Annotated in this window: 11 protein-coding genes; 4 read left to right on the top strand and 7 right to left on the bottom strand. The window is 64.4% G+C overall.

Translation table 11 applies throughout. The features are described from left to right. Nucleotides 1-438, top strand: a complete 438-nt coding sequence (locus tag VH499_RS19200) for an acyl-CoA thioesterase (protein ID WP_332054361.1) — start codon at nucleotides 1-3, stop codon at nucleotides 436-438. 9 nt (nucleotides 439-447) lie between these two features. On the opposite strand, the gene VH499_RS19205 is transcribed toward VH499_RS19200, so the two are convergent. Continuing rightward, nucleotides 448-1746 (bottom strand): hypothetical protein, encoded by a 1299-nt coding sequence (locus VH499_RS19205; protein WP_332054362.1) that lies wholly within the window; start codon nucleotides 1744-1746, stop codon nucleotides 448-450. Nucleotides 1747-1780: 34 nt separating this feature from the next. Continuing rightward, nucleotides 1781-3226, bottom strand: a complete 1446-nt coding sequence (locus VH499_RS19210) for an aminotransferase class I/II-fold pyridoxal phosphate-dependent enzyme (RefSeq protein ID WP_332054363.1) — start codon at nucleotides 3224-3226, stop codon at nucleotides 1781-1783. Between the two features lie 207 nt (nucleotides 3227-3433). Here VH499_RS19210 and VH499_RS19215 point away from each other — a divergent pair, with 207 nt between their 5' ends. Next, a complete protein-coding gene (locus tag VH499_RS19215) occupies nucleotides 3434-4678 on the top strand; it encodes a glycosyltransferase (protein WP_332054364.1) in 1245 nt (414 codons plus the stop codon). Nucleotides 4679-4759: 81 nt separating this feature from the next. Here the strand turns inward: VH499_RS19215 and VH499_RS19220 are convergent, their stop codons facing one another. From VH499_RS19220 to VH499_RS19230, 3 genes are all read right to left on the bottom strand, one after another. Continuing rightward, nucleotides 4760-5608, bottom strand: coding sequence for an FkbM family methyltransferase (locus VH499_RS19220; RefSeq protein ID WP_332054365.1), 849 nt, complete (start codon nucleotides 5606-5608; stop codon nucleotides 4760-4762). Between the two features lie 74 nt (nucleotides 5609-5682). After that, nucleotides 5683-7278, bottom strand: coding sequence for a GMC family oxidoreductase (locus VH499_RS19225; protein ID WP_332054366.1), 1596 nt, complete (start codon nucleotides 7276-7278; stop codon nucleotides 5683-5685). Nucleotides 7279-7422: 144 nt separating this feature from the next. Then, a complete protein-coding gene (locus VH499_RS19230) occupies nucleotides 7423-8631 on the bottom strand; it encodes a CoA transferase (protein WP_332054367.1) in 1209 nt (402 codons plus the stop codon). A 93-nt stretch (nucleotides 8632-8724) separates the two neighbouring features. On the opposite strand from VH499_RS19230, the gene VH499_RS19235 reads away from it, so the two are divergent. Continuing rightward, nucleotides 8725-9900, top strand: a complete 1176-nt coding sequence (locus tag VH499_RS19235) for an iron-containing alcohol dehydrogenase (RefSeq protein WP_332054368.1) — start codon at nucleotides 8725-8727, stop codon at nucleotides 9898-9900. Between the two features lie 107 nt (nucleotides 9901-10007). Next, entirely contained in the window at nucleotides 10008-10859 is an 852-nt protein-coding gene (locus VH499_RS19240) for a CmcJ/NvfI family oxidoreductase (RefSeq protein WP_332054369.1), read from the top strand. A gap of 6 nt (nucleotides 10860-10865) precedes the next feature. Here VH499_RS19240 and VH499_RS19245 read toward each other — a convergent pair whose 3' ends face one another. Together VH499_RS19245 and VH499_RS19250 are read right to left on the bottom strand one after the other, a co-directional pair. After that, nucleotides 10866-11585, bottom strand: coding sequence for an alpha/beta fold hydrolase (locus tag VH499_RS19245; protein ID WP_332054370.1), 720 nt, complete (start codon nucleotides 11583-11585; stop codon nucleotides 10866-10868). Between the two features lie 2 nt (nucleotides 11586-11587). Further along, nucleotides 11588-12442: an NAD(P)-dependent oxidoreductase gene (locus VH499_RS19250; protein WP_332054371.1), complete on the bottom strand. Its 855-nt coding sequence runs from the start codon at nucleotides 12440-12442 to the stop codon at nucleotides 11588-11590. Nucleotides 12443-12564 lie beyond the last annotated feature (122 nt).

Consider the following 12564-nt stretch of genomic DNA (forward strand, 5'->3'; position numbering starts at 1 on the left):
GTGACTGGATCCGGATCGCTGCCAACGGCCGGGCACCATGAGGTCGTCGTCGAGTGGGGTGACTGCGATCCAGCGGGCATCGTTTACTATCCATCCTATTTCCGCTGGTGCGATCAGGCGACCTATCGGCTGTTCCAGGCCGCCGGACTGAGACGCGACGATGTCAGCAGCGGCCAGTGGACGGAGGGTACGCCGCTGGTGGCCGCCGAATGCACCTTTCGTCGTCCGTCGCAGCACGGCGAGAAGCTGACGATCGAAAGCCGCGTCGAGAAGCTCGGCCGCAGTTCGTTCACCATCCGGCATATCTTTCGCGATGGCACGGGGCAGGTCGCAGCCGAAGGCACAGAGACGCGGATATGGGCGCGCAAGGATGGCGACGCCCGCTCGCTCAAGGCGGTCGCCATCCCGGCAGATGTGAAGGAGAAGCTCGGCGGCTGAGAAGCAGCCTCAGGCAGCGACCGCCGTCTGCCTTTCCTCCGCCAGCAGCTGGATCTCGCGATAGATCACGGCACCGATGTCGTTCTGATACATCCACAGGCTGTTGGCCTGGCCGCGGAAATTCGGCTCACAGCCCATGGCCTGTGTGGGGCGGAAGCCGCTTCCGAGGCCGATGCCAAAGACATTGGGCAAGGGCGTCCCGTCGGCCGTGAGAAGACGGCAGTCGCCATCCACGGCATCCCCATTGATGTCCGCTTTCAGCGTCAGCCGCTGGCCCGCCGGATCGAAGATGGGCATCGTCGCCGATCGATAGCCGAGGCACGGCACGACGAGAGCAGCCTCTTCCAGTGCTACCCGCAACTGCGTGGCGGAGAAATCCTGAAGGGTCAGGACGGCCACGCGGGACTCCGGCTGCACGTTGGGCTTGCGGGCGATCTGTCGCCAGATGTCCCGGCCGTGTCCCCGGATGCCGCCCATCCGATTGACTCTCTGCGTGCGCACGCAGATGTCGCCCTCTTCGAACGGATAGTCATCGGCAGTCGCCGTCGCGCGATCCGGATAGAAGATGCGTGGCGGTCGACGCTGCAGGATGACGATCTGTCCGTCCTTCAACGACGCGGCGGCGGGCAACTGCAGAAGGGCCCAGGCCGCGGCATAGGCGCTGTGTGCCCCGCCCACGATCACGATCGATCGGTCGCCGGCATCGCCGATGATCTCGTTGGCCTGGGCGAGCCCGTCATGAGTCAAGAGTTCGTTCGACGACAACAGCTGCCGCATGGCGCAGTCGACGAACTTGAGCCCTGGCGCTGCCAATTCGTCCCGCCAGTGCTGCCGGCCGCCGAGGGCGACCACCGCTGAACGAGCGACGAGCGTCCTAGGCCGTTCATTCTGGCCGTGGACGACGACGGCGACCCGCCCATCCTCGCACAGATGTACCGATTGCGCCGTCGTATGCAGGTGGAGCGCAGAAGTCGGGTGACCGGTGAACATCTCGGCCACCGCCAGCCCGACGAGGCCCATGTACCGGTTGACGAGAGGCAGCGGCGGATAGCTCTTCTGGTAACGCTCCATCTCCAGCGTCACCGGATCGTGGCGCAGGTGCTGCAGAGCCGTCGGCCAGCCGGCTGACGCGAGGCACTCCAGGTAGGATCCGCCCAGCGAGTCGGAATTTATGCCGTACTGGCCGAGCGTGCCGCCGAGACGGCCGCTGCGCTCGACCAGAGCGATGCCTTGATCCAGCCAGGCTTCGAAGCGCCCATGCTGTGCCGCCCACAAGAGAGGACCGAGACCACCTGGTCCGCCTCCCACGACAATGGACGAAAAGTCGCGACGAGAATGCGGTTCAGCCCAGCACATTACGGAACACTTTCACAATACGGTCGATGACTTGGTCGTCCACGGCGCGCGAGGTCGGCAGGTTGATGCCGGTCGCGGAAAGCTCGAGGCTGTTGGGACAAACCCGTGCGTACTTCTCATAAGGGGGCAAGGTCGAAAGCGAGTGGAAGAAGGGTCGCATTTCGATCTTTGCCTCGTGGGCGGCCAGCAGGAGCTGGTCTCGCTTGGCGGCGGGAACCTGTGCTGAGGCGAGCCAGACCACCGGTTCGCAGGCCGAGTCCATCGGAGGCGGGAACTTGACGCCGGGAATGCCCTTGAGCGCGGCCTGGTAAGCGTCGGCGATGTCCTTGTTGCGGTCCAGCACCTCTTCGATGCGCCACAGCTGTGAATAACCGATGGCCGCCTGCAGGTTCGTGATTCGATAGTTGTAGCCGACGCGCTCGTGCCAGTAGGAGCGATTGGGCGTCATGCCGTGATCACGAAGCAAACGAATCGCCTTGGCGAGCTCCGCGGAGTTCGTCAGGCACATCCCGCCTTCGCCGGTAGTGACGATCTTGTTGGCGTAGAACGAGAAGCAGGCAACGTCGCCGAACTGCCCGAGCGGTCGGCCGGCATAGCGTGCGCCGTGGGCCTCCGCGCAATCCTCGACCACGCCGATCCCGCGCTTGGCGGCAAAGGCGGCAATCGGGCCGATCTCCGCCGGCCGGCCATAAAGATGCACCGGGATGATCGCCTTGGTCCTGGGCGTGGTGGCCTGCTGGACGCCCGCGAGCGACATGCCCCATGTGTGGCGGTCGACATCGACAATGACCGGCGTCGCGCCGCAGAACAGCACGGCATTGATGGTTGCCGCGAAGGTGAGGTCGGGAACGATGACCTCGTCGCCCGGGCCGACGCCCAGTGCCAACAGGGCGAGATGGAGTGCCACGGTGCCGTTGGAGACGGCGATGCCGTGCCCTGTGCCGATGAAGGCGCGGAACTCCTGTTCGAACTTGTCGACGTAGGGACCCTTGCTCGAGATCCACGAGGAGAGAAAGGCGTCGAGGACCGAGCGGAATTCCCGATGGCTCATGTCGGGTCGCGCGACCTGGATATGTTGCGATGTGCGGTCGATATCGATCCCGATCAGCCGACCCGACGCGTCGAGCACAGGTTGCAGAACGTCCTTGTCGACCGACGAATCGTTATGCAACCGGTGAGAGAATTTCTCGATATGCTGGTCGAGTGTCGGATTGAGCAACGCGCCATCGAGCACGGCCTTTCCGATGTCGTCGAGAGAGATGCGGCCGACGACGTGGCGCTTTTCCCCAATGACCAGGCAGGTGCCCAAGCCATTGTCGAGGCACTTCTCGATTGCGGCGATCAGGCTTTCCGAGGTACTGCAAACAAAGTCATCCCCTTCCTCCGGCGCGCCGTCCCCAATCGGCAGCGCCTCCGCAATGGACAAAGACATCGAGTCCTCCTTCGAGATCCTCTTTGCCGAACGCACACCCCAGAGGCGAACGGCTCGGCATCATCAGACGTGTGTTGGTCGTTTGAAGCCAGTGGCCACTTTGTGGCCGGTGTTAGTTGAAATGCAGAGCACTTGCCCTTTCTTGGTCACTGGTCAGCGCGGAGGCGTCTCAGCATCCTGACGCCTCACGATCAGCTCGAGGGGACGATGCATTGCCTTTGGATCACGCTTGCGGATCCCGACCCGGCAACTAACGGTCAGCTCATCTATTCCGAGGGTCTCATCCAGGCAGTGCGTGCGGCAGGGGCGTCCTTGTGTGTCGTAGGACTGTCGCGCACCGAAAAGGCGACGTTGCCGGCCGACGAGGCCGGTCTCACCTGGCGGCTGGTGAACGAAGAGAAGCTGGCGCGCTGGCGACGTCTGCTTCATGGCAAGCCGGAGGTAGCCCTGCGCGGCATCTCCGGGCCTATGTCGAAGGCACTCGGGACGGCGCTCAATGCGCGGGCATGGGATGCCGTGGTATTCGACAGCATTTGCGCGGGTTGGGCGCTGAATGCGGTGCGGCATCATGGCGCGCATGGCTCGCGCCCACCGAAGATCGTCTACCTTGCCCACAATCATGAAGTTACTGCCGCGCGGCGTATCGCCGAGCAGAGTCGAGGCGCGCGCCGCCTCGTGAAGCAGGTCGATTTCCTCAAGGTCGCGAGGCTGGAACGTTCTCTGATCGCGATGTCCGATCTCGTGACGTCCAACACACCGGAAGATTGTCGCCGCTTCGTCGCCGACGCGGGCGGCGTGCCGGTGGCCTTTCTGCCGCCCGGTTATGGCGGCCATCGCGTCGCTTCGCGCATCATCGATGCGAGCGTCCCGCGGCGCGTGGTCGTAGTCGGGAGCTTCAACTGGCCACCCAAGCGCGTGGCCCTGGAGCAGTTTCTCGCGATCGCCGCATCACGCCTGTCGGCGGCAGGCATCGAGCTGCAATTCGTGGGGGAGATCGATCCGGGTTACCTTGCCGACCTCCGGGCACGCTATCCGTCGGTGAAGTTTGTCGGTCGGGTCGAAAATGTGCTGCCCTACATGGCCGGCGCGCGGCTCGCGCTGGTGATCGATCTCCTGGGCGGGTTCAAGCTCAAGGGGCTGGACTACGTCTTCAACCGCATTCCGATCCTCGCGATGCGAGTTGCGCTTCCGGGCATGCCCCTCAAGGACGGGCACAGCATCGGATTATTCGATAGCCACGAGGCTCTGGCGGCCGCCGTGCCGCCTCTGATCGATGACTTCGGGACGCTCAACCGCCGGCAAATCGCCGCCTTCGAGGCTTGTGCCATCCGGTTCGACTGGGATCGCATCGGCCAGCATCTGCTTGACCACATCCGGCGTGCGGGTCGACGCCAGGGCCACAGTCCCGCACCCGGTATCCTATCCAGAGCGGTAGAGGCCGCGGCCGATTGAGGCCGCCGATCCCAGAGCCAAACTGGCAGTTGCAATCCCGGGCGCAGACTCGGAGAGATCTACGCCAGTCCGCGTTCCCGTCTAGTGCGCAGTGAACTTGTAGAGACGCTCCGACATCTTCCAAAGAGTCTCCTGCGGCTCGTCCGGCGGCAGGAAGATGAAGTTGTACAGATAGCGTCCAAACCGCTCACGCTCGGGCAGCGGAGCGGTGAGGTTCGGTAGATTGTCGGGGCGCTGCATTCTCTCGACCGAGAACCTTTCCATCGGCTTCAGGTTGCCGTTGTGGATGAAGAAGCCGCGGTAACCCAGTTCCGTGAAATAGCTGCGGGCGCGCTCGATGCCGCCGGGCGACAGCCGTTCATAGATCCCGATCAGCAACCTCGGCATGCAACGCCGGATCGTCTCGATGGCGCCGTCCAGGACGGCCTGCTCGTGGCCCTCGACGTCGATCTTGATGAAGCTGACATCACCCCCGTACACGTCGTCGAGCCTCGCCATCGGCACTTCGACACTCCGGTAGGCCGGATAGGTCGCCGACGCATCGAACGAAATGGTCGAGCAGCCCTCGACCGGGATACCGTCGACGAGAGGCACGCGTAGCTCGACCTTGCCGCGATCGTCGGACAGGGCCATGGCTTCGACCCGTACCCGGGCCGGAAACTTGGCGCGCAGGGCCGCGGCGAGATGGGGCATGGGCTCGTAGGCTACGACGTGGCCCGCCCAGCGTCGCATATAGTGCACATAGCTGCCGTCGTTGGCACCCACATCGATGGCGTCGCGATCACGGCGACACAGGAAGTCGAGAAGATGGAGTTCGACCTCGCCGTAGCGCCCGTAGTATCGCGCCTCGCGCCAGTTCAGGATGGGCTTGGGACAGATGGCACGTAGAGCGTGCCGTGCCTCCGCATAGGTATTGTTGACGTCGACCATATGTTCATTTCGCCCTGGCTGCCGGGCGCGATGTTATGCCGGCACCAACGTCAGGAGCCGTGACCAGACGGTGATCACCGCACTTCTTTGAGGATATCGGCGGCCTTCTCGCCGACCATGATCGAGGGGGCATTCGTGTTGCCCGACGGCATCGTCGGAAAGATCGAGGCGTCGGCTACGCGCAGCCCTTCGATGCCGTGCACCCGCAGCCTGTCATCGACCACCGCGTTCGGACCCGGGCCCATGCGGCAGGTTCCGACCGGATGATAGGCTGTCTGAGAGTTGTGGCGGATCCAGGTCAGGATCTCGTCGTCCGACTGGACGGCCGGGCCTGGCGAGAACTCGGAATCGCGGTACGGGTCCATCGGCGCTGCATCCACGATACGCCGCATCATGCGGAAGCCGTCGACCATGGCTCGCTGATCGATCGGATCGGCGAGGAAGTTGAAGCGAATGGCCGGATGCGCCTTTGGGTCGGGCGACTTGATATGGATGGAGCCCAGGCTTTCAGGGCGAAGCTGGTAGCAGGCGATCGTCATGGACGGAAAGTCCTGCAGCTTGCGCGTCTTGGGATCCTTGATCGAGTAGGGCACGAGGTGCATCTGCACGTCCGGCGTTGCCAGCTCGGGGCGCGTGCGCAGGAACGCGAGCAGAGGTGCCGAGGGAAGGCTCATGAAGCCGCCGCCGGTGGCGAGGTACTTCATCATCTGCGTCACGGCGCCGACGCCGCGGGCCATATGGTTGTAGGAGACCTTGCGGTCCTTCACACGCCAGATGATGCGGGCATTGATGTGATCGCGAAAGTTCTCCCCGACCGCCTGCAACTCGTGTCTCACTTCAATGCCGTGGCTGCGCAGCAGCTCGGGCCGGCCGATGCCACTCAGCTCGAGGATCTGCGGGCTCGCGACGCCACCCGCGGAGAGCACGGTTTCCCGGGCGCGGGCCTGCACCACCTTGCCGTCCTTCTCGTACTCTACGCCGACGCACCGCTTGCCCTCGAGCAGCACGCGAAGCGTGTGAGCGTTGGTCGCAACGTGCAGGTTGGAGGAGCGCCTCATCGCCGGCTCGATGTAGCAATGAGCCACGCTCATCCGCCGGCCCTTGTGGATCGAGGTCTGCGTCTTTACGACGCCTTCCTGATCCTCGCTGTTGTAGTCGGGATTGAGCTTGTAACCCGCCGCGACAGCGGCCTTGAACAAGGCGTCGTAGAGCGGGTTCTGGTCGGGCACCGTTGATACCTTGAGAGGCCCTCTCGTGCCGCGACCGTTGCTGCCGTCGCCGTCGACAAAGGTCTCGATCCGGGTGAAGAGAGGAGCCACATCCCGCCAGCTCCAGCCCCGGCATCCCATCTGCGCCCACGTGTCATAGTCGAGTGGCTGCCCGCGTACCCAGACCAGACCGTTGATCGAGCTCGAGCCGCCGAGCAGTTTGCCGCGCGGCACCGGGATTGTGCGATTGGCCGTGCCCGGTTCGGGCTCTGATTGGTAGAGCCAGTTGGCAGCGGGATTGTCTATCAGCAGACCGAAGGAGAGTGGCATGCGGGAGTAGGGATGGCTTGCTGCGCCAGCCTCCAGCAGCAGGATCCTTGCCTTCGGATTCTCGCTCAATCGGGCGGCCAATGTGCCGCCGGCCGAGCCCGCCCCAACGATGATGCAGTCGTAGTCCGCCATGCGGTCCGTGCCCCCGATTTGTCTCGGGCCGAACAGAGCAGGGAATCTCCGACCTCACAAGGGCGCCACACCGCTCGGCGCGATGGCTCCCGCGGCGATCAATCACTCGCTTGCGTGTCGGCGCTGTTGCCGCCGCGCTCTCTGTCAGCTCTTCCTCATTTCGGTGAGGGCGGTGCCCGAAGCCACGAGTTTGTCGATATCGGTTTCGGAATAACCGCACTCCGCGAGAATTGCCTTCGTGTCGAGGCCGAACTTCTTGGGCTTGCTGCGCGCGGCTGGTGGTGTGCGCGAGAGCTTCACCGGATTACCGACGTTCCGGTAGCCGTCCTTCTCCCACACCATGCGGCGATGCCTGGTGTGCGGATGTTCCATCACATCGGGTACACCGAGAACGGCGCCGGACGGCACACCGCCCGTCATCAGCTCCCGGGAGAAATCGTCGGCGTCGCGGTCTTTCAGGAGCGCCCCGAGCTCCGCTTCGAGCTCGGAGCGACGGGCCACGCGATCCTTGTTGGTCTTGAAGCGCGGATCGTCGGCGAGTTCGGCCTTGCCCAGCATCTGACAGAGCTTGCGGAACTGGCCGTCATTGCCGGCGCCGACCACGATATTGCCGTTCCTGGTCGGGAAGTTGGCGTATGGAGCGAGGCTCGCGTGGCTGTTGCCCACGAGCTCGGGCTTGAGGCCGGCCATGAAGTAGTTCGGCGCGTGCGGCTGGTGCAGGGCGATGGCGCTGTCATAGAGCGTCGCGTCGACGAACTGGCCCCTGCCGGAGCGATGGCGCTCGTAGAGCGCCATCAGTATGCCGATGCAGGCGTTCATGCCGGTCGAGAGATCGACGACGGGCACGCCGATGCGCACCGGACCGCTTTCGGGCGAGCCGTTGACTGAAACCAGGCCGGACGAGGCCTGCACGATGGCGTCGTAGCCGGGAAGGCCCCCCAACGGGCCGTCGGCGCCGAAGCCCGAGACACGCGCATGGATCAGGCGTGGAAATTTGCCGGCGAGCGTGTCGGCATAGCCGATGCCCCATTTTTCCATCGTGCCGGTCTTGAAGTTGTCGATCAGCACGTCGGCATCTTCCAGCAGCCGCAGCAGCACGCCGCGGCCCTCGGGTTTGGAAAGGTCGAGCGCCATGGTGCGCTTGTTGCGGTTGATGCCGGCGAAATAGGCCGAGATTCCCTCCTTGTCGAAGGGCGGACCCCAGCCACGAGTCTCGTCGCCCTGGGGCGGCTCGACCTTGATTACCTCGGCGCCGTGGTCGGCGAGCATCTGGCTGCAATACGGACCGCCCAGCACCCGCGACAGATCGATCACCTTCAACCCGTCCAACGCACCCTTGCTGCCCTGAGGCATCTCGTTCCACTCCTCGAACCCGAACCCGAGGCGCGGTTATAGACCATGCGGCAGGGGCTCGGTACCGTCCTTGCCTCGGTCAAGGAGAAGGGCATGCTGAGCGGCATTCATGGCCATCAGGACATCGAGCGAGTTGTTTATGGCAAGGCGGCAGGCAGCGCCGTGCTCACGGAGGCCAAGCGGCTGGAGGCGGGCCGCGTCTTCGTAACGACGTCAAAGTCGGTAGCGCAAAGCGCGTTGCTGGGCGACATCGTGCACGCCTTGGGAGGACGGCATGTCGGCACCTACGCCGGCGTCACCGCTCATTCGCCACGGCCCTGCGTTATCGAGGGTGCGCGGCTCGCGCACGAGGCGAAAGCTGATCTGATTGTCGCGGTCGGCGGCGGTTCCGTGATCGATGCCACCAAGGTGATGTTGATCGCGCTCTGGCAGAAGGCGACGCGGATTGAAGATCTCGATGCCTTCCGCGCCGGGCGGCCGGAAGAGGGCGCGGCGCCGCCGTCGCAGGCAATCAACCCGCCGCCCGAGGCAATCCGCATGATCGCCGTGCCGACGACGCTCTCGGCCGCCGAGTTCAATGCTTACGCCGGCATTACCGATCTGCGCTACGGCATCAAGGAGAGCTTCGGTCACCGCCTGATCGTGCCGCAGGTGATCGTGCTCGATCCGGCGGCGACGCTCGCTACGCCGATGGACCTCATGCTCTCGACGGGCCTGAAGGCGGTCGACCACGCCGTTGAGCGGCTCTGTTCGCAACAGGCACATCCTTTCGTCATCGGCACGGCAAGTGAGGCGCTCAAGCTCCTGGCCAAGGCATTGCCGGGGCACAGGGCGAAACCCGACGACATGGAGACGCGCCTCGATCTGCAGTTCGGCATGTGGTTGTCGATCGGCGCCGGCACGTCGGGCGTTGGCGTGGGTGCGAGCCACGGGATTGGCCATGTACTGGGTGCCGCTTGCCACGTGCCGCACGGCCACACTTCCTGTGTCATGTTGCCACCGGTGCTGCGGTGGAACCTGGCGGTCAACGCCGACCGTCAGAAGCGGGTCAGCGAGGCCCTGGGCAGGCCAGATCTGCCGGCGGCTGATCTGGTGGGCGCGCTTGTCGAGACGTTGGGCCTGCCGCGGCGGCTGGCCGATGTCGGCGTCGGCAAGGATCGCTTCCGGGAGATCGCCGAGAAGTCGATGCACGATCGGGCAGTGCTGAACAATCCGCGGCCGATCAAGGAACCGGCCCAGGTCGTGGAAATCCTCGAACTCGCGGCCTGAGGCACGAATGACCCCATGAATTCTTCTCGTGGGGTCGCCCGCTGGGGCCGCGTATGCTGACCGCCGATCTAGGGAGAAGCATTGCTCTCGAGAAACGGGTGCCCAACATGGCCGAACTTCGCCTTGCCTATTCCATGCGGGCCGTGCCGACAGCGCCCTGGGTGGAAGCGCCGGTCAACTATCTGGCCGATCTCAGCATCAAGCCGGTGACCTACAACCCGCCGCCCGGCACGGGGCTGCCGCGCCGCGATGGCAATTATCGCAATTTCACGGTTCGCATTCATGATGCGCGTCCGCTGGTGGGCAGTCTCTCGCTCGACAGACAGGCCTTCAGCCTGACACGGCACGAGACGGAGGTTCGCGACTTCTACCGCGAGGAAGAAGTGCGCTCTTCCTATTCCATCGAGGTCGAGGCCCTGATCAAGCGAGAGACGGGCGCGTCGAAGGTCGTCGTCTTCGATCATACGCTGCGCACCGCCGATCGTGCGGTCGAACGCGGCCTGCGCACGCCGGTGCGCAGCGTGCACAATGACTACACCGAGAAGTCCGGGCCGCAGCGCGTGCGCGACCTCCTGCCGCCGGACGAGGCCGAGGCGAGGCTCGCCAAGCGCTTCGCCGAGTACAACGTCTGGCGCAACATCGCCCAGGAGCCGATCGAGATGGCGCCTTTGGGATTGATTGATGCACAGTCGATCGCGCCGCGCGATCTCGCCGTCTGCGATCTCGTCTATGCCGATCGCGTCGGAGAAATCTATCAGGGCGTCTACAACGCCGATCACCAATGGCACTATTTTCCGGCGATGACTCGAGACGAGGCGATCCTCATCAAGTGCTACGACTCGGCGAAGGACGGCCGTGCGCGCTTCTCGCTTCATTCGGCCTTCGACGATCCGTCCTCGTCGGCAAACGCCCGGCCGCGTCAGAGTATCGAAGTTCGTGCCTTCGCGTTCTTCGACTGACGAGCCTTACGAATTGGCGATGGTCTCGAGGTGCTGTGCCAGCTCCTCGGGCTGGCTGTAGAAGGGCGAGTGCGCGCATTCCATGGTGATCACCTTGCAGGGCAGGGCCTTGACCATTGCGCGTTGGCGCCCGATGCGGATGGCGAGGTCCTGCGTGCACTCGATGTACCAGCGCGGCACTGAGCCGTAGCGCTCCTCGGTCAATGTGACTGGTGTCCGGGAGATCGAGATGGGCTGGGGACGCAGCCTCTCCATGGCGCGATAGCGGTCCTCGGGCGACACGTCGGCATAGAAGAGCGCCGGAAGCTGCGAGCGGGCGAAGGTGTAGGTGAGGCCGTCCGGGCTGATTTCGCGCGAGCGCCGAAACAGCATGTCGGGATCGCCCGCTGTCATCTCGCGGCTGGCCTTGCCCGAGGGCGGCATCAGTCCGCAGAGATAGACCAGGGCCTTGATCTTGCGCCTCCGCGCCTCCGCCACCTGGCTGATGGTGACGCCGCCCAGCGCATGACCGACGAGCACGACGGGCTCTTCCATCTTGCCCAGGAGGCGGGAGATCCTCTCGACATTGTCGGCCAAGGTGACGCTCGCGGGCGGTGTTTGATCCTTGCCGAGCCCCGGGAGGTCCGGTGCACAGACGGTATGATTGTGGCCTTCCAGGATCGGAGTGACCTTCTCCCAGCACCAGCCGCCGTGGCACGCCCCATGGACGAGAATGAACGTCGCCATCCTCAGCGTCGTCCGACAACGGTGTGCGCGCCCGGAGCGGGCACGAAGAAATCGGGCATCAGCGGTGTACCGGGGGAAACGGCATATCTCTCAAGGTCTGTGATGCCATCTTCGGCCAGAACCTGGTCGTCGATGAAGAAATTGCCGGTGCAGTGTCGGGCCGGTCGATTGAAGATTGCACAGGCCGCGTCACCCATGATCTCGGGCTTGCGACAGCGCTTCATGCTCTCCTCGCCGCCGAGCACATTCTGGATCGCCGCCGTCGCGATCGCCGTGCGCGGCCACAGGCAGTTGAAGGCGATACCCTTGTCCCTGAACTCCTCGGCCATGGCCCAGGCGTAGATCGACATCGAGTACTTGGCGAGGGTGTAGGCCGGATGCGAAGCAAACCACTTCACATCGAAATCGAGCGGCGGCGAAAGGTTCAGGACGTGCGGGTTGGAAGCCCTTGCCAGATGCGGGATGCACTTTTGTGAAACGAGGAATGTGCCGCGGCCATTGATTTGATGCATCAGGTCGTAGCGCTTCATGGGCGTGGCAAGCGTGCCCGTGAGGCTGATCGCGCTGGCGTTGTTCACCACGACGTCGATGCCGCCGAACGTGGCGACCGTCTCGGCGACCGCCTTCTCGACGCCCTGCTCGTCGCGGATATCGCATGACAGGGGCAGTGCCTTGCCGCCGGCCCGTTCGATCTCGGCGGCCGCGGTGAAGATCGTGCCGGGAAGCCGTGGATCGGGCTTCGCCGTCTTGGCGACGATGGCGATGTTGGCGCCGTCGCGGGCGGCGCGCAAAGCGATGGCAAGGCCGATGCCGCGACTTGCGCCGGTCACGAACAGCGTCTTGCTGGCAAGGCTCATGCGATCCCCGACTTTTCCCCGCGCTCTATACCCGGGCAGCGGGTGCGGCGGCTAGCCTCGGCACGTCGCAAGGGAGGCATGCACGATTGCCCTGCTTCGAGACCGGCGTTCGGCCTGCCCGC

Source organism: Reyranella sp., from assembly GCF_036558665.1.
Lineage (GTDB): Bacteria > Pseudomonadota > Alphaproteobacteria > Reyranellales > Reyranellaceae > Reyranella.